The sequence below is a fragment of the Gillisella vitis genome (assembly GCF_021559775.1).
Lineage (GTDB): Bacteria > Pseudomonadota > Alphaproteobacteria > Rhizobiales > Rhizobiaceae > Allorhizobium > Allorhizobium ampelinum.
Map to the genome: position 1 here is coordinate 2,904,295 of NZ_CP056047.1, position 22,200 is coordinate 2,926,494.

Consider the following 22,200-nt stretch of genomic DNA (forward strand, 5'->3'; position numbering starts at 1 on the left):
GTTAGAATGCCTTGAAACATTGGTAAAGCATCTTGTGCATAAATGTCCTATCCTTGCACAAATGCGGTAAAGAATCGTGATTAACAGGCCAAATTGTTAGGTATCATTAACCATGGCCTGCCATTTTAGCGGTTGGCCAGCGGATTTTCCGCAGCGGAGCGACGGTATGACAATGCCCTTAAAAGGACAACCGGCTGGAGTTTTCCGGTCCTGGACATGAAAATGGACATCGACATTTTTCAAATCCCCAGGATCTTGCGACGGCGCTGGTATTTCCTGGCGTTCTTTGCCGTGCTGTTTGCCGGTCTGGCGCTTCTCTATGCGCTCAGCCTGAAGCCTGTCTATGTGTCTTCCACCCAGATCCTGCTCGATCCGCGTGGCCTGTCGGCCACCAGCAGCGACAGCCGGCAGCCGGCAGCCGCTGTGCAAAGCGACCCGGCCAGCCTCGACAGCCAGATCTATGTCGTCCTGTCCAGCGCCGTGCTGGGGGAAGTGGTCAACCGGCTCGACCTGACGAAAGACCCCTATCTCTATGCGGGTAAGCCCGGCAGCGCCGCATCCCCTGCTGAGGTCATGGCCGCCACCATCGGCGGGCTGGTCCGGCATGTGAAAGTCGAGCGCGAAGGCCAGTCCTTCATCATGTCGATCACCGTCGAACACCGCATTGCCAAGACCGCCGCCGACATTGCCAATATGATTGCCACCGTCTACCTGAAACAGGTGGATGAAGCGCGCTCCGATGCAGCGCGCCGGGCCAGCGCCGCCTTCCAGGCGCAGGCCAGTGAATTGCGAGATCGGGTGCTGAAGGCCGAAAGAGCGGTCGAGGAATTCCGCTCCGCCAACGGCCTGGCCAGCACCGGCGTCACCGGACTGGTGATCGACCAGCAATTGGCTGGGCTGAACCAGCAATTGATCGCAGCCCGCGGCGCGGAAGAACAGCAGCAGGCCATTTACCAGCAGACCCGCAATCTTACCGTTGCTGCCGTTGAAAACGGCAATATTCCAGAAGCGGTGCAGTCCACCACGGTCGGGCTGCTGCGCGACCGCTATGTCCAGCTACAGGACCGCCAGGCCGAAGCGTCCGCCAATCTCGGCGGCAACCATCCGCAGCTGAAGGCGATCAATTCGCAGGTGGCCAGCATGCGCCAGGCCATCCAGCAGGAGCTGGACCGCGTACGCCAGTCGATGAAGCTCAGCTATGATCGGGCGGTTGCCAACCGCAAGGCGCTGGAAACCCAGCTGCAAAGCCTGACGAAAACCAGTTTCGACAGCGGCGCGCGCCAGATCACTTTGCGTCAGCTGGAAAGCGAAGCGGAAGCCATCCGCACCATTTATAAGGCCTTCCTCAACCGCGCCGAGGAATTGAGCCAGGAACAGACGATCTCCATCAACAATTCCCGCGTTATCACCGAGGCAGTGGTGACAGCGAAATCGGTCACGACCCTCAAAGTGATGATCCTCGCCGCCGCCATCCTGTTTGGTCTGGCCTTCGGCAGCACGCTGGCGGTGGTGCTGGAACTCCTGTCACGCAAGAATGTCGACGCCACTCACCAAGACCGTATCGCGCCGCAAGCAAGCCTCATCGCGCCCGCCGACGCCGCCCCTCATCCGACCAAAGCTGAAGCGCCATCAGTGCCGCCAGCACGACAGATCGCTCTGATTGCTGATGCAACGGAACCGAAAAAGCGCAGATCCCGCAATCCGTTCGGCTTTATCACCGCCTTTGGCCGTCGGCTGGTCTCGCCTCTTGTTCCGGCAAACACACCCCAACCGGCTGCAGGCGGCGCCTGGTCCCATGCGATCGCCAGCACAGCCGGTTTTCTGATAGAATGCGGTGAAGGCTATGCTTATCTGACCGTTCTCTTCGTTGCAGCCGGCAGGCCGGTGGCCAGCGCCTTTATTGGCGATGTGGCACAGAAGCTGGCTGATCGGGACCGCGGCGTGCTGCTGGCCAATGGTACCATGCTGGATCACCGCTTAGCGATCCGCTCGCACAGAAAAACCAATGCCCGACCAAGCCTTGCCCAGGCATTGCAGCAGCCCGATCTTGAAGACGCGCCTCTCTCGCATATCCTGCGCTACGAGCGTATCGCCCTGCCTCATAACCAGCCAGCCCGGCCAGCAGCGGGAGCATCGGCCTCCTCCGGTCGCCCCACCTATTCGCGATTTGTCGAGCAAAGCCTACAGGCGGAAACCGATTTCACCTTAATCAATGCCTGCGGCGCCGGGTTCAATGCCAGTGGCGTTGGCGGCGAGCAGCATCTTACTGCCCTTGCCGCCGAGGCCGATGTCATTCTGGTTTTGACCACGGCGCAAGACGAGGCCGCCGCCCTGGATGAACTGCTGACGCGGCTGGGCGAGGACGCAGAACGGGTCGTGGGTCGTATCATAGCTGAGACCGCCGGATGACGGTGACGGCGCAAACCGGGCCGACCGGCACCGGCGACCGGTCCTTAACGGAGGATGAGGCGCAACATCAGGCGTTTCTTCCCGAATGGCTCATCTCGGCGATTGCCTCTTTCGCTGTCATCGGCGGGCTGGTGCTCAATCTGTTTCTTTGCTTCGTCAACACCCGGATCATGCCCGTCAGCGACACCCATGTCATGCTGGGGGAAATGACCACCCTGGGCGCTGCCTTTCTATTGGCGGTCGACCGGCGCCCCGGCCTCTACCTCACCTTGCTGCTTTTCGTCAGCTATATGCTGATGATCTTTGCCTTGCGCGGCGCGCTGGACCTGAAAGCACTGCGCGACATCTTCATCCCGGTCGGGTTCTATTTCATGGGCCGCAGGGTTGCCCATGTCGGGCTGGCGGACCGGCTGGTGATCGCCTGTGGCCTGATCGTGCTGACGGTGGCGCTGTACGAATATCTGGCGCTTGAAAGCTATCTCGATTATTTCAATGTGCTCGGCTATTACATCGCCCGCGGCACCGTGACACTTCAGGAAAGCTTCGGCCAGACACGGGGTCTGTTCATTTCCGGGCTGCGACCGGAGCCGCGCACCCTCCTGCCCTTTCTCGGCCAGCACCGGGTGTCCTCGGTGTTTCTGGAACCGGTCTCGGCTGGCAATTTTGGCGTCATCCTCTATGCCTGGGCGCTGTTTCGACCCGCCATGCCGTGGCGGCTGATCGTCATGGCGCTGGCCATGACCAGCATTGTTCTGGCCGATGCACGCTTCGGCTTCTTCACCTGCGTCGCCATTACCCTGCTTCTGCCGCTCTACCGGTTCATTCCGAAAACTGTCTGGCTGGTCGCCCCATTCCTGCTGCTGGCGGTGATTGCCGCCTATGGGCTGATCGTCGGGGCCGAAGGCGGTGCCAATGATCTGTCAGGCCGGTTGAAAGTGACGGCAGGCATTCTCAACAGCCTGGATTTCCAGGTGGTGCTCGGCGCAAAGACCACCGATGCCTTTACCGCCGATTCCGGGATTTCCTACACGCTGACCAATTTCGGCCTGTTCGGCTTTGTCGGGCTCTGGGCAGCTTTCGTGCTCTCACCGATGAAAGACCCCAGGGCCTGGGCCTTCCGAGGCATGATGGTGGTCTATCTGCTGCTGTTGATGCTGATCAGCAACTCCTTCTATTCGATCAAGACCGCCGCCCTGATGTGGTTTCTGATCGGCACCGCCGATGCGGTGGACTGGACCAAAATTTTGGCCTACCGGGACCGCAAGGATGGGCAATCCGCCGAGGCCGCCGAGAAATCGCGCAAATAAGGGGTCAGACCAGCCAGTTGCGGCCTGTCACCGGACTTGCCGGGCTGGATGTTGAGCATTTCGGTTTCCGGCCACCAGTCACCGGCCACCCAATAGGCCCAACCGACCCAGCGATCCGGGTTCTTCTCCACCACTTCAACCATGTCCTTGATGCCCTTGACACAGGGCTCTGCGCCCGGCGCGCCGAATTCGCCGAGATAGCCCCGCTTGTCATTCTTGCGCAGCCAATCCGTGAAGGTCTCTATGGCGGCCACCGCGTCGCCTGCCCGGCTGCATTCATCCTTGGTGCCGGAAAAATCCGCGTCGAAATACTGGTGAACCTCATAGGCATAATTATTGCCGGGGTCCTTCACGCCCAGCATGACCTCGCCATTGGCGCCGCCATAGCCATCGCTTTGCCAGCTATGCGCACCTGTCCAGGACACGCCCGGCACGAGAATAAGGTTTTTCGCCCCAACTTGACGAATGGCGGCAATGGCGGCATTCGCAGCCGGGAGCCATTGGCTGGCTGGCATGTCATACGGCTCATTCATCAAGCCGAAGACGATGGTCGGGTCATTGGCATAGTGAGCGGCCAGCCGCATCCACAAATCCGCGAAGGCCTCCACCGGCACGTCCGGGCCATTAATCTGTTTTTGATGATAGACCGCGAAATTATGCGGATCGAGCACCACCCGCAGATGCGCCTCCTTCAGCTGTGCAACGGCTGTATCCAGTCGTTTCAGCTCGTCAGCGTCGAAAGCACTCTTGAGTTTGGGTTGCAGGCGTTCCCACTTGAAGGGAAGCCTTACAGAATTGAAGCCTTTCTCGGCAAAATAGCCAATGGTCTTGGCACTGGGATAGGTATAGGCCCTGTCCGGGGCGCCGCCAATCTCACCGAATTCCGCGCCAGAAAGATTGACCCCTCGCATGCAGGCCTGACCGGCCCACGCTTGTCCGCTGATGACCGGTGCCACCGAAAGCGTGAGAGCCACAGACATGGTTATGGTCCTTTTCAACACGCTCTCACATCTGTCTGTCGTCATCACTGCCATTTGCTTATCCTCGTTTTTCGTTCTGTCACGCAGGCAGCTATTGTGCTGGCAAACAGCGACTGGACTTATTTGCGCTGTCATTCGGCGTCCTACCATAATGTTGCGACACAATGCGGCGCATGAAGACGCAATCGGACCACCTTTTGCCCCGCAAACCCGGCAGTTTCATTCTCATGGCTCTTCGACACTTTTCCTTAAAAGAAAAATAGTTTACTAGATCGGGGCCAAGCCCCCTGAATTGATCGGGATTGACAATGGATTATGCATCATAAATCAGAAGGCTAACAACCCGCTTCTTCAGGCGGAAGACGCTTTAACGGAAAGAGGCCGTACAAACCGGCCACATCAGAGGAAGACGAGATGACGAGTTATGTTCTGACGGTATCGTGTCCATCCAAGCGCGGCATTGTCGCGGCCCTTTCCGGCTATCTGGCGGAAATGGGATGCAATATCGTCGACAGCTCGCAATTCGACGATCTGGGTACCGACCGTTTTTTCATGCGCGTCAGCTTTATTTCCGAACAGGGGGCAAGCCGCGAAAAGATCGAGGCAGGCCTTGCACCCATTGTCGATAATTTCCAGATGGAGATCGGGCTTTATGATGCGACAGAGCGGGTCAAGGTCCTGCTGATGGTGTCACGCTTCGGCCATTGCCTGAACGACCTGCTGTATCGCTGGAAAATCGGCGCCCTGCCGATCGACATCGTCGGCGTGGTCTCCAACCATTTCGACTACCAGAAGGTCGTGGTCAATCATGACATTCCCTTCCACCACATCAAGGTGACGAAGGACAACAAGCCGCAGGCCGAAGCCCAGTTGATGGAGCTTGTGCAGCAGACCGGTACCGAACTGATCGTGCTGGCCCGTTATATGCAGGTCCTCTCCGACGCGATGTGCCAGAAGATGTCGGGCAAGATCATCAACATCCACCATTCCTTCCTGCCGAGCTTCAAGGGTGCCAATCCCTACAAGCAGGCCTTTGAGCGCGGCGTGAAGCTGATCGGGGCAACCGCCCATTATGTCACCGCCGATCTCGACGAAGGCCCGATCATCGAGCAGGATGTCGCGCGCGTCACCCATGCCCAGAACGCCGAGGATTACGTGTCGATCGGCCGCGATGTGGAAAGCCAGGTTCTCGCCCGCGCCATCCATGCCCATATCCATCATCGCACCTTCATCAACGGCAATAAGAGCGTGGTTTTTCCGGCCAGCCCCGGCTCCTATGCATCGGAACGCATGGGATAGACGGGCATCAAGGCCAGTCATCAAGGATCGAGCAGGACCGCTTCACAAGCGAAACCGGCTCTTTCCACACCTCAAACGTTTGTTCCCCATGTTATTTTATAGATGGGCGATAGACGCGCGGATTCTCTCTGCTAGAGTTTGTCAGGAAACATGGTTATCGGCTTTACAACGCGAGAAACCAAAAGAAGACAGACATGAGCTTGCATGATGCAGGTCGGACCGGAGTTCAGACCGGACAGGCCCAGCTCTCAGCCGATTGATTCTGCAGGAGGCAGTCCATGCCAAACACCCTTCTCTTTCAGCGCACCGGGCTTGCGCGGCCTCACGTGACGCTTGAGGCGGCAGTGACCCTGCTGAAAGAGCAGTATGGCCTTGAAGGCGCCGTCAAGGAGCTGGGTTCCCAACAGGACCGCAATTTCCGCGTGGATACCGGCGACCGCCGCTTCGTGCTGAAAATCTGCCGCCAGGAGTATGCGAGCGTCGAACTGGAAGCCCAGAATGCGGCCTTGCGGCATCTGGCACAAATCCCCGATGCCCCGATAGCCCCGGAACCGGTCCCCTCCCTCAGCGGAGAAGAGATCGTGGCCGTCACCCTCAGTGAGGAAAGCTATTACGCCCGCCTGCTGACCTATATCGACGGCGAATCCCTGAGCCAGCGAAGCTATCTTGCACCTGCGACCATGAGCGCCATCGGCAGCTTTTGCGCCCGCATGGCGTTGGCGCTGGCCGATTTCGACCATCCCGGCCTGGACCGTGACCTGCAATGGGATCTGCGGCGTGCCGGACCGGTCACCTTGCATCTTCTGGCCTCCGTCAGCGAGCCAAAACGCCGTGACGATGTCGCCAAGGCGATGATCGTCACCATGCGTCATATCAATCCGTTGCTGGGCGAGCTGCGCCTTCAGGCCGTGCATCACGACCTGACCGGTGACAACATCATGGGCGCGCCCGATGCCGCCGGTCGGCTTCTGCCGCAAGCCGTGATCGATTTCGGTGATCTGGTGACAGGCTGGCTGGTGGGTGACCTTGCCGTGACGTGCGCTGCACTCTTGCACCAGGCCGATGGTGATCCTTTTGGCGTGCTGCCGGTCATCCAGGCTTTTCACGCGCTTTATCCGTTGAATGAAGCCGAGATCAAAGCTCTTTGGCCCCTTATCGTCGCACGCGCTGCCGTGCTGGTGGCCAGCAGCGAGCAGCAATTGTCGATCGATCCCGACAATGATTATGTCTCCGGCAATCTGGAACATGAACGGGAAATTTTCACCCTCGCCACCTCCCTGCCCTTCTCGGTCATGGAAGCAGCGATCTTTGCCAAGCTTGGCCAGGAGCCACCGGAAGAGCGCCCGGTGCTTGGCCGGCTTCTGCCCGGCATCGATCCGCTCAGCGTGCATCTGACCGACCTGTCCACTCTCAGTCCCGCGCTGATTGAGGACGACTGGGCCGATGCCCAGATCGACTGGAAGCTGCTGGCCAAGGCCGCCGCCGATACCGGTGTTGCCGCGACCCGCTACGGTGAATGCCGCCTGTCCTATACCAGGCTTTTGTCGCCGCGCATGCCAGCAACCTTTGCGCTGCATGTCGATGCCTGCTTGCCAGCGGGAACCGAGGCCGTGGTTCCCTTCGATTGCGTGCTGAAGCGCACCAGCCAGCACTTCATTTTGATGGCACAGGATCTGGCCCTGCATATCCATGGGCTGGAATGCCAGTTTGAAGACGGTACGGAATTGCAGGCAGGAACGCCCCTTGGCCGGATTGCCGGAGCGGAAGGGTCCGTGGGCGGGCTGCGATTGCAGCTTTGCCGCGATCCTGACCTCGTGCCGCCGCTGTTTGCCAGACCCGATCACGCCTATGCCTGGCGGCGTGTCTGCCTGTCGCCGGCTGCCCTGTTCGGCGTCGATCTGGATGCGCAACTGCCAGGCAGCGAAGCCCTGCTTGCGACCCGCAGCCAGCATTTTGCCAGCCCGCAAAAACACTATTATGCCCATCCGCCGCAGATCGAGCGTGGTTTTGGCGAACACCTGTTCGACATGGCGGGCCGCGCCTATCTTGATATGGTCAACAATGTCGCCACCGTCGGCCATGGCCATCCCCGTCTTGCCCATGCGGCCTGGACGCAGTGGTCGCGGCTCAACACCAATTCCCGCTTTCATTACCGCGCCGTCGCCGAATTTTCCGAGCGGTTGGCGAACCTTGCGCCGGAAGGACTGGACACAGTTTTTCTGGTCAATAGCGGCTCGGAAGCCGTGGACCTCGCCATCCGGCTGGCCTGGGCGGCCAGCGGAAAACGCAACCTGGTCAGCCTGAAGGAAGCCTATCACGGCTGGACCATGGCGAGCGACGCGGTCTCCACCTCGATTGCCGATAATCCGCGCGCCCTGGAAACCCGGCCGGACTGGGTATGGCCCGTCACCGCCCCCAACAGCTATCGCGGCCCGCATAGAGGGCCGGATAGCGCCGCCGACTATATCGCTGAGGTGGAAAAGACACTGGAGGACATCGATGCTGGAGGTGAGGGCCTCGCCGGTTTTATCGCCGAAAGCCTGTTTGGCAATGCCGGTGGCATCGCCTTGCCGCCCGGCTATCTCCAGGGCGTCTATCCCTTGATCCGGGCGCGTGGCGGGCTGTGCATCGCCGATGAAGTTCAGGTCGGCTATGGCCGTCTCGGCCATCATTTCTGGGGTTTCGAGCAGCAGGGCGTCATCCCTGATATCATCACCATCGCCAAGGGCATGGGCAATGGTCAGCCGCTCGGCGCCGTTATCACCACAAAGGCGATTGCCGATGCCTTTGAGCAGGACGGCTACTTTTTCTCGTCGTCCGGTGGAAGCCCGGTCAGTTCAGTGATCGGCATGACGGTGCTGGACATCATGCGCGACGAAAACTTGCAGGACAATGCCCGTGATGTCGGCGATTTCCTGCGCGAAAAACTGGAGGATCTGGTTGCCGTCCATCCCCTGGCCGGTGCCGTGCACGGCGTGGGGCTTTATCTCGGCCTCGAACTGGTCCGCGACCGCCAGACGCTGGAACCGGCGGCCCAAGAAACCGCAGCCATCTGCGAACGGCTGCTCGACCTCGGCATCATCATGCAGCCGACCGGCGACCATCTCAACGTCCTGAAGATCAAGCCGCCGCTCTGCCTGACCTATGAAAGCGCCAGCTTCTTCGTCGCCATGCTGGACAAGGTCCTGACCGAAGGCTGGTAACAGGCTTCGCCTGATGAAGGTCAGAAAGCGGTAAACGTCATTGTCGTCAGCGAGCGGACCACACCGGGTACAGCCGAAATCTGCTCGTTAACGAATTTACCGACGTCCTGCCCATCCTCGATATAGACCTTCATCAGCAGATCATATTCGCCCGAGGTGGAATAAAGTTCTGAGACGATCTCCGCCTTATAGATCGCATCGGCCACCTCATAGGTCTTGCCGGGAACACATTGCAGCTGAACGAAAATGGGTTTCATGGAAATAGATCCTGAGATTGCGCGTCGAAACGTCTGAAAGACCGTGCAGGCAATGCCTGAGAAAACAATGCCACACTGTCTTTATCCGATACCGCAAATACAAGCGGGATGTCACCCTGCAATCGCAGGTCTCGCCTGCGCATGGATGCACAGGCGAATGGCAATCCGTCAGTCAGCAGCATTTACGAATGAGGTCTGAAGGCAACGACACCCCGGCTGCGCGCCCGCACCTCCGGTGAGGCAAGACATGTGGAAAGGGCCTCATAGCCGGGCGCACCGGGATAAGGCGCGACCACGCTTGGCGGGCTGTGGTTCGCCGGGCAAAAAATGATGGCTTCGTCCCCCGTCACGGCATCCAGGTCGAGGATCGACGCCGATCGGGTCATGAGAAACAGCGGGCGTGATTGGGAGCAGTGATGGCGCAGGTAACAGGTCAACGCCTCCTGCGTGGCGCGATCCAGGCCATCCTCCACCATGTCGATAACCAGGCAGGCGGGACCGTGAGCTTCCAGCCCGACCAGAAGGGCCGTCAAGGCATCAGAAGGAACAGCCCCTTCCTCCATAAGCCAAGCCAAGGCCCGCTCAATCCTTTCCCTTAAACAGAGATCAACCTCAAGACGCGCCTTTGCCGCACTGCCCTTGTCCTCAAGCCGGTCCAGACCAAGAAATGCTGCATCAGGCAAAGCGGCGGCGATGGCATGGGCAAGCCTGGTCTTGCCGCATCCGAGTGGACCGACAATATAATTGATTGGACGAATATCCAGCAGCTCGAAGCGTTCTCCACCCCATGGCCAAGGAAGATCCAGGGCAAGCCGAACGTCGCCACTGCGACGCGAAAGGCCCACCAGATCGGTAAATGACGGAACCGACCCGGCAGCGATATCCTGGCGCAGCGCCCGGATTTTCTCCAGGGCTTGCGCCATCTGCCGGATGGTCCGTTCAAGTGCGGACTGATGCCGCGCGAAAGCCGGTTCAAGGCATTGCGGGTCCCCTTCCAGCACGCGCTTAACCTCTGCAAGACTGAGGCCCAGGTCTCGCAGGGCAATGATGTCCGTGGCGCGAGCCATTTCGGCGGGACCGTAAGTCCTCCATCCCGCAGTGGTGCGAACCGGCGTTATCAACCCTTTCTGCTCGTAGAGCCTCAGGGCCTTCATGGATACGCCGAGCCGGCTCGCTGCCTCGGAAGCATTTAGATAGTGAGCGGAATACGTCACGAATCACCTCGTTCGTTGTTGACCGCCATATGTATGGAAGCGGCCCCAAGGGACAGGTCAAGAGCAAATTCGCTCTACACTTCTCAAGCCTCCCGCCCTATTTTAGCACTATGATCAAGCCCGAGGCCCTGCTGCATCCGACCCCTGCCGGTCTCTATTGTCCGATTGGCGATTTCTATGTCGATCCGGTGCGACCGGTGGCACGGGCGCTGATCACCCATGGCCATTCCGACCATGCCCGTGCCGGTCATGATAAGGTGCTGGCCACACGGCAAACGCTTGACATCATGGCGTTGCGCTACGGCGCGGACTTTGCCGGGTCTTCGCAGGCGGTCGATTTTGGGGAAACCGTCACGCTGGACGGCGTTGCCGTCGGCTTTCATCCGGCAGGTCATGTTCTGGGTTCGGCGCAGATTTCCATCGAGCGGGCGGGAACACGTATCATTGTTTCCGGCGACTACAAGCGTCGGCCCGATGCCACCTGTGCGGCCTTCGTGCCTGTGCCGTGCGATGTGTTCATTACCGAAGCGACCTTTGCGCTGCCGGTCTTTCACCATCCCGATCCAGCGCTGGAAATCGGTAAGCTTTTGCGGTCGCTGGAACAGTTTCCGCAGCGCAGCCATCTGGTCGGGGCCTATGCGCTGGGCAAGGCGCAGCGGGTGATTTCGCTGATCCGCCAGGCGGGCTATGACAGACCGATCTATATTCATGGTGCGCTCGCCAAGCTCTGCGACTATTACCAGAGCCAGGGCATCGAGCTGGGAGAGTTGCGCCCCGCAACGGTGGAAAGCGGCGGCTCCAGCCATTTCGAAGGCGCTATCGTCATTGGCCCGCCTTCGGCTTTTGCCGATCGCTGGGCGCGGCGTTTTCACGACCCATTGCCGATTTTCGCTTCTGGCTGGATGATGGTGCGCCAAAGGGCCAAGCAGCGCGGAGTCGAATTGCCGCTGGTCATATCCGACCATTGCGACTGGCCGGAACTGATCGAGACGATTAGCGAGTTGCAACCCGGTGCCGTCTGGGTCACGCATGGACGCGAAGAGGCTTTGGTGCGCTGGTGCGAGTTGAACGGTATCACCGCCAAGCCGCTGCATCTGGTCGGCTATGAAGACGAGGGCGATTGATGCGCGCCTTTGCTACGCTTCTCGACCGCCTCGTCCTGACCCCGAGCCGCAATGGCAAGCTCAAGCTGTTGGCAGATTATTTTGCCAGCGTACCGGACCCGGATCGCGGTTATGCGCTAGGCGTTCTGGCCGGAACGCTCGATCTGAAGACGGTCAAACCAGCCCTCCTGAAAGAACTGGTGCTGGAGCGGATGGACCCTGTCCTCTTCGGTTATTCCTATGATTATGTCGGCGATCTCGCCGAAACCATTTCGCTGGTCTGGGATCAGGACCGTGGCGAAAAGGCCGAAATTGCCGAACCAAGCCTTGGCGAGGTCGTGGCCCTCATGCAATCGCTTGGCCGCACCCAGGTGCGGGGTGCCGTGCGCGACCTGCTCGACCAGCTCGACACGTCCGGCCGCTTTGCCTTTCTCAAACTGGCGACCGGCGGCTTGCGGATCGGGGTTTCGGCAAGGCTTGCCAAACAAGCTCTTGCCGAGATGTCGGGCAAGGATGTCGGGGAGATCGAGACGCTGTGGCATGGGCTGGAGCCACCCTATGTGAGCCTGTTTGCCTGGCTTGAGGGCGGCGCAGACAAGCCCGTGCTGGCGACACCGGCAATCTTTCATTCGGTCATGTTGTCCAATCCGGTCGGCAATGGCGATCTGGATGGTCTCGATCCCGCCGATTATGCCGCCGAGTGGAAATGGGACGGTATCCGGGTGCAGCTTTCGCGCCATGGAGACACCTGCCGCCTCTATTCCCGCTCCGGCGACGACATTTCCGGGGCTTTTCCCGATATTGTCGCGGCGGCGAATTTCGATGGAGTGATCGATGGCGAATTGCTGGTCGGCGGCACCGCCCGCTCCAATCAGCCGACCCGCAGCTTTTCCGATCTTCAGCAACGGCTGAACCGCAAGAGCGTCACGACGAAAATGCTCAGCGATTATCCGGCCTTCATCCGCGCCTATGATCTGCTGTTTACCGGCGACCAGGATGTGCGAAACCTCGGCTATGAGGTACGCCGGGGGTTACTTGCAGAGATTGTCGAAAAAGCCCCCGCCACCCGATTCGATCTCTCGCCGCTAATCCCGTTTTCCAGCTGGGGCGAGTTGGACGCGCTGCGACACGCCCCGCCCGATCCGGTCATCGAAGGGGTAATGATCAAGCGCCGCGACAGCATCTACCAGGCGGGGCGCGCCAAAGGGCCGTGGTTCAAGTGGAAAAAGCAGCCGCTGAATGTGGATGCGGTGCTGATGTATGCCCAGCGCGGCCATGGCAAGCGCTCCAGCTATTATTCCGATTTTACCTTCGGGGTCTGGATGCAGATGCCGGAAGGCGGCAGGCAACTGGTGCCGGTGGGCAAGGCCTATTTCGGCTTTACCGACCAGGAGCTGGAGATTCTCGATAAATATGTGCGCAACAATACCATCGACCGGTTCGGACCAGTCCGCTCGATCCGCGCCGAGCCGGAGCATGGTTTCGTGGTGGAGGTGGCGTTTGAAGGGCTGAACCGGTCCACCCGGCACAAATCCGGCGTCGCCATGCGCTTTCCCCGGATTTCGCGGTTACGGAGCGACAAACTTCCGCGTGATGCTGACCGCCTGGAAACGCTGCTGCATATGCTGCCAGCATGACCATAACGTCATAAAAAAGCGGCGCCAGAACCATCATGGTTTCCAGCGCCGCACCCGCAAGACGACATCATGTCGCCAGACTGCGGTTAGGGTATATTAGTGGCGTTTGACCCAATCGTCGATCTCTCGGTCGGCCTCATCCTGGCCTTTTCCATAGAGTTCCTGCAATTTGCCGCTCAATTGTTTGCGATTACCAGCAATAACATCCAGGTCGTCGCCGGTCAGCTTGCCCCATTGAGCCTGGGCCTTGCCCTTGAATTGTTCCCAATTGCCTTCAACACGGTTCCAGTTCATCGCGGTCTCCTCTGCGATTGGCGATTTCAAGAAGCCCGTGCCGCCGTCAAATATCAGCGGTCCGAGCATGGTAGCATGAGATTAACGTCATGCAACCTGGAAGGTTCCGATTATGACGATCGGGCGCGCTTGCACAGGGGTCAACACAATCATCCCATGCAAGATAGGTGATCCGAAAATAGTTGAAAAATGGAACCCTTGGGCCTGAGCAACGTTTGTTGATAGAGTTCGAGCCGCAGACGGGATAACGGTTTGCGCAGCCTTAAAATCCAGAAGGAGTTCGTCCATGGTCGATATCAATGAAGCCGTCAACGATGTGGAAGCAGAAGCACGGTCCAAGGAACTCGAAGCACAGATCGAGCAGCTCAAGCAGGACGTTGCCTCGCTGACGAGCACGCTCGCCTCCCTCGGCAGTGCAACCTTGCATCAGGTCGGCGACAAGGCATCGGATGCGATCAGCTCCGCACGCAGCAGCGTTTCCGCGCTGGAACAGGATCTGGAAGATAAAATTCGGGCAAAGCCTTTGCAGTCGGTCGCGATTGCCGCCGGTCTCGGCTTCATTTTCGCTCTGCTGTCGCGGCGCTAATCAATGTTCGGTTTGCTCACACGTCTGACACTGGTGGCCGCAGAAGGCGTGAAGCCAAGAATCGACAAGGCTCGGCGCAACGCCATCGCTGGCGCTATTGCCGGGTTTTGCTTTCTGATTGCCATCGTTGCGGGGATTGTTTCCGGCTGGATCTTCCTGGCAGCTGAAATCGGATCAGGCCAGGCCGGGCTGGTGATTACAGGCGTCGCGGTGTTGATCGGTCTGATCACACTAGCGGTCGTCTCTATCATCAATCGCCGTGAGGCGCGCCGGCGGGCATTTCTTCAAACCGCGACGCTGGCAGCGACCGATCCACTGACCATGGGCCTGATGGGACGCTTGCCTGGGATGCTGAAGGTCAACCCGATCGTCGGGGTCGCGGCGGTCGGCATGCTGGCCTATCTGTTTGCGCGCAGCCAGGGGATCGGCCGTAAGTAACGGCAAATCCAATAGCAGTTGTTAAGTGCAGTCATAACCTCAACCGACGACGGAGCCCTGTTTCGGCGGTGTTCTTTGTCGCCTTGTTTTTAACCGAAAGGACCAAATCCATGGCCAAAGTTGCAGAAGTATTGAAGCCCAGAGCTCGTGACGAAAAAATCAGCATCGGTCTCGAAGACAAATACCGCGAACAGGCCTCCAAGGATCTCTCCAAGATCCTGGCAGCCACTTATGCGCTGACAATCAAGACCCAGGTCTATCACTGGAACGTGGTTGGCCCGCTGTTCAAGCCGATCCACGAACTGACGGAAGAGCATTACAACACGCTGTTTGCCGCCGTCGACATTATTGCCGAGCGTATTCGTGCCCTCGGGCATCTTGCCCCAGTCAACCTGCAAAGCAGCAGCAATTTCGCACCAAAGACTGGCGAGACCCAGCATCACGCCGCCATCGACATGGTCAAAGATCTGATCGCAGACCACGAGGCTGCCGTGCGCCAGATGCGCGAGGTCGGCGAGGCTGCCGACGAAGCTGGCGATCTGGTTACATCAGACATGCTGACAGCGCGACTGACCTTCCACGAAAAAGCATTGTGGATGCTGCGGGCGATTATCGCTTCATAAGAGCATTTTCAGAAAAATGCCGGAGCCAGTTTCACCGAAAAGACCGGTTTGAACAACAAAAGCGTCATGTGATTTGCAAAACACATGACGCTTTTTCTATATTTCCCGTCACCTCGTGTGTCGTGAACACCGGTTTCAGGCTTTATCCGACTTGGACTTCGCCGCCTGCTCGGCAGCATCGAGCCTCTCCAGCAGGTCCAGAAAGTGATCCGGGGTCCCCTCCTCGACAAGCTCATCGTAATAGGTTTTCAAACGCGCCGCGATCATGGCATTGGCCTGGCTCTGCTTTGCCGGAGCTTTGACGGATTTCGAGGACTTTTTTTCGGACATGATGTCAATGCCTGCGGCCTGGAGAGGGAGCTTGTTATATGATATGCATTCTATCAAGAAATAGATCGCAGCAAGAGCAATCCTGGTTTTTTGTATCCAAGACAGTTACAAACAAGACAATAGCACAATGCCGGGCATGGCTTTCTTGATCTTTGTCAAATAGAGATCCGAACATTCGAACATATAAATCAACTGCATCCGATGCATTGACCCTGAACATCAGAATGAATATCGCTGCTTGTTTAAACCACTGTGGATATCTATAGCAATTCTAGAAATCCAGGGGTGTTGGTCGAATCAAAACCCTTTTATCCCTAGTGACCGAAAAGCCTTCAATGATTTTGGCAGGAAAGGATTGCCGCAGGATTTGCGTCTTGAACTTCACCGGTCCACTGGCATAAGCTCGTGAGCATCATCTGATTTTAACGCCTGCCCATTCTTTTCCCAGTCTCGCGACAGTGGTTTGCCTTGCCCATAAAGACGAAAATCATCGAAGATCGCTCGTCATACCCTTTGCAAATATCTCAAGCCTTTGACAGATTTGATATATTGCGATCTCTTCGAGACGGGGACACATCGGGGTCTTTGCACGATAATATAAGTGCAGGTCATGACGTGGATAGAATGGATCGATATCGACCGGCACCCCGCACGGATCGGCAAATAGCCGGACGAAATTTGGAACTTTTTTTGGATCCCCGCGTTTGCTAGCGAGTTTATGCTGCATTCGTGCAAACTGGAGAAGCTGAATGTCCCTTACCACCCGCGTCGCTGCTCATATTCCTTATTTGAGGCGATATGCCCGAGCTGTCACGGGCTCGCAGACATCAGGCGACGCCTATGTCGCCGCTGTTCTGGAGGCTCTGATCGCCGATCTTTCGGTCTATCCCGAAGCCAGCAGTGATCGGGTTTCGCTTTATAAACTGTTTGTCACGATTTTTGGCTCGACCCATGTCGAAATCCGGCCAATGACCTCGCCTTTTGCCTGGGAAAAACGGGCCGCGTCTAATCTGTTGGCCGTTCCTCCGCGTGAGCGACACGCCTTCCTGCTGATCTCAGTCGAAGGCTTTACCTATGAGGAAGCTGCGGAAGTGCTCGGCGTCAGCGACAGCGAATTCCGGGGTCTGTTCAACCAGGCCGCCGTGGAAATCTCCCGCCAGGTGGCAACCGACATCATGATCATCGAAGATGAACCGCTGATCGCGCTCGATATTGAGCAGATGGTGGAGGATCTTGGTCATCGCGTCACCGGCATTGCCCGGACCCACAAGGAAGCCGTTGAGCTTTATGGCCGAACCAACCCGAAAATGGTGCTTGCCGACATCCAGCTTGCCGATGGAAGCTCCGGCATCGACGCCATCAACGATATCCTGAAGGTGGATACCGTACCGGTGATCTTCATTACCGCCTTCCCGGAACGTTTGCTGACCGGCGAGCGGCCAGAACCTGCATTTCTCGTCACCAAGCCGTTCAATCCCGATATGGTCAAGGCACTGATCAGCCAGGCACTGTTCTTCAACGAACATGCCAAACAAGATGCCTGACGGCTGGACCATGCGATTTTGGACCGGTTCGGTTTGGCATCGCAGTCAATGAAGAGATAGCGTCGAAGCACGAGGCGCCGGATAAAACGGATCGTCATTGCGATGTTGGTGAAACTATGCAGGCGCATGGATGCCGCGCGCCCTTGAAAAGGGGCTACCGCCGCTGGAGAGAAGCACTTGGTAAATCGGTTGACATGGTTCGAACCGCAGCGTGCTGACAGGCCCTTGCGTGAGTTCTTTATCACGGCCCTGCTGGATATTGGCGCAAGCCTGACCCTTCAGGACATGGACGGGCGCTATATCTGCATTACATCCCTGCCCCAGCGTTGGCCGCTTGCCCATGGCGAAGAACCCAGTGACGATTCGATTTTCGGACCCGAAATCGGCGCCCAGTTGCGGGAGTTGAAAGCCGGGCTGGTGGAGGCGGACCAGGGTGCGGAACTGAATGTCGAACCGGGCGACGATACGGTGTTTGAATTTCGCTGCCGGATGATCCGCATCAGCCCGGAAGAGGTCTGCATGATGACGATCCTGGTGGACCGGACCGAAGAAAAGCGCCGCGAACGGCTATTGCGCGCGCTGTTGCGTGAGGTCAGCCACCGATCGAAAAACCTGCTGGCGATCATTCAAAGTATTGCTTTTCAGACGGCACGTTATTCCGGGACGCTAGACCAGTTTCTGGGCAAGTTTCGCGGCAGGCTGCATGCACTGTCGATGTCGCAGGACCTGATTACCGATTCCAGCTGGCGCGGCGCTTATTTCCAGGATCTGGTCCGCCAGCAATTGGAAAAATACGTGCCGGAAACGGCAAATCTTGTTCAGGTGTCCGGTGATAATGTTCTGCTGTCGCCCAATGCTTCCCTGCATATCGGGCTTGCCCTGCATGAGCTGATCGTCAACGCGGTCAGCCACGGCGATTTCATCAGCCAACGCAAGAAAATCGAGGTCGCCTGTCATCAGCAATGGACACGCAATGGCGAGGAAATCCGGGTGACCTGGAACGAGCCGATTGAAACACTGTCTGGCGAGGATCTGGAACGCGCCAGGGGACGATTTGGCAGCACGGTGCTCGAACGTGTTGTGCCCGCTTCCGTCAACGGCCATGTCGTCCACCGGTTCGATAAGGAAAGCGTCTATTATGAGCTGACATTTCCAGTCGAACTGCATGAATAACTGTATTTCACGCTACGGTCCCTGAGCAGGGAACCTATTCCTCTCGTCAATCTTTTGTGGGTGCGGGCTTTCGTGAGTGCGGACTTTGTGTATGCGAATGCGTTTACACGCCGCGACACTGCACCCCGCCGCAATACGGTGCGTCGGAAACGATGCAAGTCCACTTGCGAGACAATTCAAACCTGCTGCATAATCCTGTCGCAACACTATTCCGGTTTGCGAGCGACTGTGCAGGAGCGAGCCATGGAGCCCTGATGCGCCTCTTTAATTGTTCCAATTGCAGAAACATGGTGTTCTTCGATAACACCCAATGCCTGTCCTGCCATTCCCTGTTGGGTTTTCGCCCATCCGATAACGGGTTTATCGCCATTGATTCCAGCAATGCCGCGCTGATCGATGGCGTGCCGCAGCAGGGCTTTATCCGGCTCTGCGCCAATGCGCGCCATGACGCCTGCAACTGGCTGGTCGAGGACGGTGAGGAATTTTGCCTCGCCTGCCGCCATAATCTGGTTATTCCTGATCTCTCCAGCAGCGACAATCTCGAAAACTGGCGCAAGATCGAAAATGCCAAACACGTGTTGTTTTATTCACTCCAGCGCTTCGGCCTGCCGTTGGTCACGCGCACTGATGCGACGCCAGACGGGCTGGCCTTCGAGTTCCTGGAAGACGATTCAGCCCGCACCGGCGGCCAGCCCGTCATGACCGGCCATGATTCCGGCCTGATCACCCTGAATATCGCCGAGGGTTCCGATGCGGAGCGCGAAGCAAGGCGCGTGGCCCTGGGCGAACCGTTTCGGACCCTGATCGGCCATTTCCGCCACGAAGTCGGTCATTATTACTGGAATGTCCTGGTGCGCGACGGCAACCAACTCGAGCAATGCCGGGCAATTTTCGGCAATGACGAAGAAGATTATGGCGAAGCCCTGCAACGGCATTATGCCAATGGACCAGTTCCGGGTTGGGAGGGCAGCTTCATCAGCGCCTATGCCGCCAGCCACCCCTGGGAAGATTTCGCCGAAACCTGGGCTCACTACATCCATATTGTCGATGCCCTGGAAACGGCCTACGCGTTCGGCCTGCGCACCCGTCCGATCATCGATGAACAAAACCTCACCGTGAAAGTCGATTTCGACCCCTATAGAGTGGACGGCGTCAGAGCCCTGATCGATGCATGGGTCCCGCTGACTGTCGCCGTCAACAGTATCAACCGCAGCATGGGCCAGCCGGATCTCTATCCCTTCGTGCTGTCGGAACCCGTCTTGGTGAAACTTCAATATATCCACGACCTCATTCATGGGGCCACGCATAAAGCCGGCTTCTGAAATCGACCTGCAGCGGGGAACCATCGGGTTCCCCGGGCACTCGCAGCTGATTACTGTGATATTTTGGCGACAGCATGCCCATGTTGCCCTTCTCCCGCCAGCCCCATCAGGAACAAGCGAATAGCCAGGCCGTTACCCTTTTCAAGGGTAAGGAGATTGGCCATGATGAGCTTTGCGGCAATAATGGTGATTGTTGCTTGTCATCCCGAACGAACGGATTGCATAGACCGGCCTGTCGCCGTGATCGACTATGCCGATGCAAACCTGTGCCGGGCAGATCTGCCGGAGAAATTGCGTCGTCTGGAAGGTTATGCCCTGAAGATGTATGGGGATTGTGTTCCCGTCGCACCCAGCCTGCTTGCAGGAAAAACCGGCATTCGCTCCATCATGGGGGCGCGCGAACTGCAAGCGTTGAAAAGCCAGGGCGGTTCTCAAAAACAAGTGCAGGCTGTGGCCTTGGACAATAACCGCTTCTAAAGTCTGCTAAATATCCATAAGCCCCTGGACACCCGAGGGCATTGTGAGCTTTTTCACACTCCCTGTGCTTCCGTCCGGTGATAAAACGCAATAGGGCCCGGCAATTTGCCGGGCCCTATCGTTGTTACCAGTTCGCAGGGATCAGGCGCGCCTGAACAGACGGCTCACCAGCGAAATCAGGAAGAGCACGATGAAGACAAAGAACAGGATCTTTGCAATACCGGCCGAAGCGCCAGCAATACCACCAAAACCCAATGCGGCGGCAATAAGAGCGACGACGAGAAAGACGAGAGAATAATACAGCATGGATTTGAACTCCGTTATCAACTGATTTAGAAACGAAAATCTGGGGCCAAAGTTCCATCCACCTCGTCAAGACGTTACTTTTTGTCGCAAACCGGTTAGCGACAGTCTGGATCTTCTCGATAATTTCTTGCCCGCCCAAAGCGCAGCACACCGAGCTGGGTCCATAGATCGCTGTCGCCGACAGCCGGCAATTGAGGACCGTTATCATTTCACCTTAATTTGATGAAATGCTGTCACTCGACATCTTGTTCTCGATATGCGACATTTCAATTTAACACGTTATATTTTCAGCATAATTTCCTCCTTGCCTCATGTCTGACGCTAGAGACGAACCCGGAGAAAAAATATGCGGGGGGAAGCGGAACCTTCTCAGATATGGTCCGTTAAGCCTCACATTAAAATCAACCGTCAGAGACATCATGAACAACCAGCATAATCATCGTGACGCAGGAGAGGATGGAACCGGGGGAATCCCGGCTGAGGCACACGGCACGATCAGCAGCAAGCTCCGGCAATTCTATGATTCCGTCCAGGAAGAAGGAATTCCGGACCGTTTCATGGACTTGCTTGAGCGTCTGGATGCCGCCGAACAAAATGCGGGGAAACAGTGCGACAGGAAGGACACTGCTCGATGACCCTTGAAAAGCAATCGGATGATCGCGGCTTCAAGAGAGATATGCTGGCTGCCCTGCCCAATCTACGTGCGTTTGCCGTCTCGCTTGCCGGACGCCATCACGTCGCGGATGATCTTGTCCAGGATACGATCATGAAAGCCTGGGCAAAGCAGGATCATTTCGAACCAGGCACCAATATGAAAGCCTGGCTGTTCACCATTCTGCGCAATGAATTCTATTCGCAAATGCGCAAGCGCGGCCGCGAGGTCTCGGACCCAGACGGCATTTTCACCTCACAGCTGGCTGTTCATCCTCAGCAATACGGTTCGCTCGACCTTCAGGACTTCAAAAAGGCGCTCGATCAATTGCCGAGCGACCAGCGCGAAGCCATTATTCTGGTGGGGGCCTCCGGTTTCGCCTATGAGGAAGCGGCGGAAATTTGCGGTTGCGCCGTCGGCACCATCAAGAGCCGGATCAACCGGGCGCGAAACCGCCTGCAGGAGATTCTTGGTGTGAGCGGAGAAGGTGATTTCGGACCCGACGCCCATGACGCTGCGGTAACGAAACGCGCATTCGCGGTATAACAACATCTCCCAATCGGCGCGCGGGTCGCGCCGATTGGGAGAGATCTGCTTGTCATCTGTTCGGCCCCTGATCGGCGCCATTCCCCTTGATCTTTGTCTCTGAACCTGTGCCCATCGGATCTCGATTGGCCGCCGCTTCAAATACCGCAGCCAGGAGCCGTTGCTCGTCAAACGGCTTCGTCAGGAGCGCAAAGCCCGGTTCCGGCTGGTTAAACCCGGGCACCTCGTCGAAGGAGGTCAGAAACACCACTCCGGCATCATGACTTCGAATAAGATCGAACCGCGTGCGGTTCTGCTCCGGCATGATGGTCGCATCGATCAGCACCACATCGTAGCGGGCTTCGCTCAATCTCAATGGCATATCGCGAGGGAGGCAAACGGTGATTTTGCCGCCTGCCACTTCCGTGAGCACGACCTCGATCTCGATCGCGATCAAGGCCTGCTTTTCAGCAACGAGTACATGCAGCGGCTTTTCAGTCATTGATTAACCTTTTTGCTTA

Annotated in this window: 22 protein-coding genes; 15 read left to right on the forward strand and 7 right to left on the reverse strand. The window is 57.6% G+C overall.

The window, feature by feature from the left end; translation table 11 throughout:
- The first annotated feature begins 222 nt into the window (after window positions 1–222).
- Together AVCG78_RS13470 and AVCG78_RS13475 are read left to right on the forward strand one after the other, a co-directional pair.
- Window positions 223–2,409 (forward strand): GumC family protein, encoded by a 2,187-nt coding sequence (locus AVCG78_RS13470; RefSeq protein ID WP_174089757.1) that lies wholly within the window; start codon window positions 223–225, stop codon window positions 2,407–2,409.
- Window positions 2,406–3,716: a UDP-phosphate alpha N-acetylglucosaminyltransferase gene (locus AVCG78_RS13475; protein WP_156582985.1), complete on the forward strand. Its 1,311-nt coding sequence runs from the start codon at window positions 2,406–2,408 to the stop codon at window positions 3,714–3,716. The genes AVCG78_RS13470 and AVCG78_RS13475 overlap by 4 nt, the downstream gene beginning before the upstream one ends.
- Here the strand turns inward: AVCG78_RS13475 and AVCG78_RS13480 are convergent.
- Window positions 3,659–4,696, reverse strand: coding sequence for a glycoside hydrolase family 5 protein (locus AVCG78_RS13480; RefSeq protein WP_234665165.1), 1,038 nt, complete (start codon window positions 4,694–4,696; stop codon window positions 3,659–3,661). The genes AVCG78_RS13475 and AVCG78_RS13480 overlap by 58 nt on opposite strands.
- Before the next feature lie 414 nt (window positions 4,697–5,110).
- Between AVCG78_RS13480 and purU the strand changes: the two genes are divergently transcribed.
- On the forward strand, window positions 5,111–5,995 hold the full coding sequence (gene purU / locus AVCG78_RS13485; RefSeq protein WP_071203289.1) for a formyltetrahydrofolate deformylase: 885 nt from the start codon (window positions 5,111–5,113) through the stop codon (window positions 5,993–5,995).
- Between the two features lie 278 nt (window positions 5,996–6,273).
- Complete coding sequence (locus AVCG78_RS13490) at window positions 6,274–9,198, forward strand: aminotransferase (protein ID WP_071203290.1); 2,925 nt, start codon at window positions 6,274–6,276, stop codon at window positions 9,196–9,198.
- Between the two features lie 20 nt (window positions 9,199–9,218).
- Here the strand turns inward: AVCG78_RS13490 and AVCG78_RS13495 are convergent, their stop codons facing one another.
- Both AVCG78_RS13495 and AVCG78_RS13500 read right to left on the reverse strand, forming a co-directional pair.
- On the reverse strand, window positions 9,219–9,455 hold the full coding sequence (locus AVCG78_RS13495; RefSeq protein WP_012654268.1) for an Lrp/AsnC ligand binding domain-containing protein: 237 nt from the start codon (window positions 9,453–9,455) through the stop codon (window positions 9,219–9,221).
- A gap of 182 nt (window positions 9,456–9,637) precedes the next feature.
- Window positions 9,638–10,669: a MerR family transcriptional regulator gene (locus AVCG78_RS13500; RefSeq protein ID WP_081355338.1), complete on the reverse strand. Its 1,032-nt coding sequence runs from the start codon at window positions 10,667–10,669 to the stop codon at window positions 9,638–9,640.
- A gap of 113 nt (window positions 10,670–10,782) precedes the next feature.
- On the opposite strand from AVCG78_RS13500, the gene AVCG78_RS13505 reads away from it, so the two are divergent.
- Both AVCG78_RS13505 and AVCG78_RS13510 read left to right on the forward strand, forming a co-directional pair.
- Window positions 10,783–11,793, forward strand: a complete 1,011-nt coding sequence (locus tag AVCG78_RS13505) for a ligase-associated DNA damage response exonuclease (RefSeq protein ID WP_071203337.1) — start codon at window positions 10,783–10,785, stop codon at window positions 11,791–11,793.
- On the forward strand, window positions 11,793–13,409 hold the full coding sequence (locus AVCG78_RS13510) for a cisplatin damage response ATP-dependent DNA ligase (protein ID WP_071203292.1): 1,617 nt from the start codon (window positions 11,793–11,795) through the stop codon (window positions 13,407–13,409). Before AVCG78_RS13505 ends, AVCG78_RS13510 begins: the two co-directional genes overlap by 1 nt.
- A gap of 96 nt (window positions 13,410–13,505) precedes the next feature.
- On the opposite strand, the gene AVCG78_RS13515 is transcribed toward AVCG78_RS13510, so the two are convergent.
- A complete protein-coding gene (locus AVCG78_RS13515) occupies window positions 13,506–13,703 on the reverse strand; it encodes a CsbD family protein (RefSeq protein ID WP_060716888.1) in 198 nt (65 codons plus the stop codon).
- 286 nt (window positions 13,704–13,989) lie between these two features.
- On the opposite strand from AVCG78_RS13515, the gene AVCG78_RS13520 reads away from it, so the two are divergent.
- From AVCG78_RS13520 to AVCG78_RS13530, 3 genes are all read left to right on the forward strand, one after another.
- Window positions 13,990–14,289, forward strand: a complete 300-nt coding sequence (locus tag AVCG78_RS13520) for a DUF883 family protein (RefSeq protein ID WP_071203293.1) — start codon at window positions 13,990–13,992, stop codon at window positions 14,287–14,289.
- 3 nt (window positions 14,290–14,292) lie between these two features.
- A complete protein-coding gene (locus AVCG78_RS13525) occupies window positions 14,293–14,727 on the forward strand; it encodes a hypothetical protein (RefSeq protein WP_071203294.1) in 435 nt (144 codons plus the stop codon).
- Between the two features lie 110 nt (window positions 14,728–14,837).
- Window positions 14,838–15,350 carry a Dps family protein gene (locus tag AVCG78_RS13530; protein WP_012654262.1) on the forward strand — a complete coding sequence of 171 codons (513 nt, stop codon included), beginning with the start codon at window positions 14,838–14,840 and terminating at the stop codon, window positions 15,348–15,350.
- Window positions 15,351–15,485: 135 nt separating this feature from the next.
- On the opposite strand, the gene AVCG78_RS13535 is transcribed toward AVCG78_RS13530, so the two are convergent.
- Entirely contained in the window at window positions 15,486–15,680 is a 195-nt protein-coding gene (locus AVCG78_RS13535) for a NepR family anti-sigma factor (protein ID WP_049777363.1), read from the reverse strand.
- A 749-nt stretch (window positions 15,681–16,429) separates the two neighbouring features.
- Here AVCG78_RS13535 and AVCG78_RS13540 point away from each other — a divergent pair.
- The 4 genes from AVCG78_RS13540 to AVCG78_RS13555 all read left to right on the forward strand — a co-directional run bounded on the left by AVCG78_RS13540 (window position 16,430) and on the right by AVCG78_RS13555 (window position 20,196).
- Window positions 16,430–17,224: a response regulator gene (locus tag AVCG78_RS13540; RefSeq protein ID WP_060716861.1), complete on the forward strand. Its 795-nt coding sequence runs from the start codon at window positions 16,430–16,432 to the stop codon at window positions 17,222–17,224.
- 177 nt (window positions 17,225–17,401) lie between these two features.
- Window positions 17,402–18,397: a sensor histidine kinase gene (locus AVCG78_RS13545; RefSeq protein ID WP_071203295.1), complete on the forward strand. Its 996-nt coding sequence runs from the start codon at window positions 17,402–17,404 to the stop codon at window positions 18,395–18,397.
- Between the two features lie 254 nt (window positions 18,398–18,651).
- Window positions 18,652–19,719 carry a zinc-binding metallopeptidase family protein gene (locus tag AVCG78_RS13550; RefSeq protein WP_071203296.1) on the forward strand — a complete coding sequence of 356 codons (1,068 nt, stop codon included), beginning with the start codon at window positions 18,652–18,654 and terminating at the stop codon, window positions 19,717–19,719.
- A 162-nt stretch (window positions 19,720–19,881) separates the two neighbouring features.
- Window positions 19,882–20,196, forward strand: a complete 315-nt coding sequence (locus AVCG78_RS13555) for a hypothetical protein (RefSeq protein ID WP_071208028.1) — start codon at window positions 19,882–19,884, stop codon at window positions 20,194–20,196.
- A 141-nt stretch (window positions 20,197–20,337) separates the two neighbouring features.
- On the opposite strand, the gene AVCG78_RS13560 is transcribed toward AVCG78_RS13555, so the two are convergent.
- The gene (locus AVCG78_RS13560) at window positions 20,338–20,502 is read right to left on the reverse strand and encodes a DUF1328 domain-containing protein (RefSeq protein ID WP_012654256.1); all 165 of its coding nucleotides are present in this window, start codon (window positions 20,500–20,502) and stop codon (window positions 20,338–20,340) included.
- A 419-nt stretch (window positions 20,503–20,921) separates the two neighbouring features.
- On the opposite strand from AVCG78_RS13560, the gene AVCG78_RS13565 reads away from it, so the two are divergent.
- Both AVCG78_RS13565 and AVCG78_RS13570 read left to right on the forward strand, forming a co-directional pair.
- Window positions 20,922–21,137, forward strand: a complete 216-nt coding sequence (locus AVCG78_RS13565) for a NepR family anti-sigma factor (RefSeq protein WP_070167055.1) — start codon at window positions 20,922–20,924, stop codon at window positions 21,135–21,137.
- Window positions 21,134–21,700, forward strand: a complete 567-nt coding sequence (locus tag AVCG78_RS13570) for an RNA polymerase sigma factor (protein ID WP_012654255.1) — start codon at window positions 21,134–21,136, stop codon at window positions 21,698–21,700. Before AVCG78_RS13565 ends, AVCG78_RS13570 begins: the two co-directional genes overlap by 4 nt.
- 52 nt (window positions 21,701–21,752) lie before the next feature.
- Here the strand turns inward: AVCG78_RS13570 and AVCG78_RS13575 are convergent, their stop codons facing one another.
- Complete coding sequence (locus tag AVCG78_RS13575; protein ID WP_071203297.1) at window positions 21,753–22,181, reverse strand: response regulator; 429 nt, start codon at window positions 22,179–22,181, stop codon at window positions 21,753–21,755.
- Between the last annotated feature and the right edge of the window lie 19 nt (window positions 22,182–22,200).

Bases quoted from the DNA above. Each gene is read 5' to 3' on its own strand.
- AVCG78_RS13520 (WP_071203293.1), top strand. From the start codon at position 13,990: ATGGTCGATATCAATGAAGCCGTCAACGATGTGGAAGCAGAAGCACGG.
- AVCG78_RS13565 (WP_070167055.1), top strand. From the start codon at position 20,922: ATGAACAACCAGCATAATCATCGTGACGCAGGAGAGGATGGAACCGGG.
- AVCG78_RS13495 (WP_012654268.1), bottom strand. From the start codon at position 9,455: ATGAAACCCATTTTCGTTCAGCTGCAATGTGTTCCCGGCAAGACCTAT.
- AVCG78_RS13555 (WP_071208028.1), top strand. From the start codon at position 19,882: ATGATGAGCTTTGCGGCAATAATGGTGATTGTTGCTTGTCATCCCGAA.
- AVCG78_RS13490 (WP_071203290.1), top strand. From the start codon at position 6,274: ATGCCAAACACCCTTCTCTTTCAGCGCACCGGGCTTGCGCGGCCTCAC.
- purU (WP_071203289.1), top strand. From the start codon at position 5,111: ATGACGAGTTATGTTCTGACGGTATCGTGTCCATCCAAGCGCGGCATT.
- AVCG78_RS13540 (WP_060716861.1), top strand. From the start codon at position 16,430: ATGTCCCTTACCACCCGCGTCGCTGCTCATATTCCTTATTTGAGGCGA.
- AVCG78_RS13575 (WP_071203297.1), bottom strand. From the start codon at position 22,181: ATGACTGAAAAGCCGCTGCATGTACTCGTTGCTGAAAAGCAGGCCTTG.
- AVCG78_RS13550 (WP_071203296.1), top strand. From the start codon at position 18,652: ATGCGCCTCTTTAATTGTTCCAATTGCAGAAACATGGTGTTCTTCGAT.
- AVCG78_RS13535 (WP_049777363.1), bottom strand. From the start codon at position 15,680: ATGTCCGAAAAAAAGTCCTCGAAATCCGTCAAAGCTCCGGCAAAGCAG.
- AVCG78_RS13470 (WP_174089757.1), top strand. From the start codon at position 223: ATGGACATCGACATTTTTCAAATCCCCAGGATCTTGCGACGGCGCTGG.
- AVCG78_RS13525 (WP_071203294.1), top strand. From the start codon at position 14,293: ATGTTCGGTTTGCTCACACGTCTGACACTGGTGGCCGCAGAAGGCGTG.
- AVCG78_RS13530 (WP_012654262.1), top strand. From the start codon at position 14,838: ATGGCCAAAGTTGCAGAAGTATTGAAGCCCAGAGCTCGTGACGAAAAA.
- AVCG78_RS13510 (WP_071203292.1), top strand. From the start codon at position 11,793: ATGCGCGCCTTTGCTACGCTTCTCGACCGCCTCGTCCTGACCCCGAGC.
- AVCG78_RS13560 (WP_012654256.1), bottom strand. From the start codon at position 20,502: ATGCTGTATTATTCTCTCGTCTTTCTCGTCGTCGCTCTTATTGCCGCC.
- AVCG78_RS13570 (WP_012654255.1), top strand. From the start codon at position 21,134: ATGACCCTTGAAAAGCAATCGGATGATCGCGGCTTCAAGAGAGATATG.
- AVCG78_RS13475 (WP_156582985.1), top strand. From the start codon at position 2,406: ATGACGGTGACGGCGCAAACCGGGCCGACCGGCACCGGCGACCGGTCC.
- AVCG78_RS13515 (WP_060716888.1), bottom strand. From the start codon at position 13,703: ATGAACTGGAACCGTGTTGAAGGCAATTGGGAACAATTCAAGGGCAAG.
- AVCG78_RS13480 (WP_234665165.1), bottom strand. From the start codon at position 4,696: ATGTCTGTGGCTCTCACGCTTTCGGTGGCACCGGTCATCAGCGGACAA.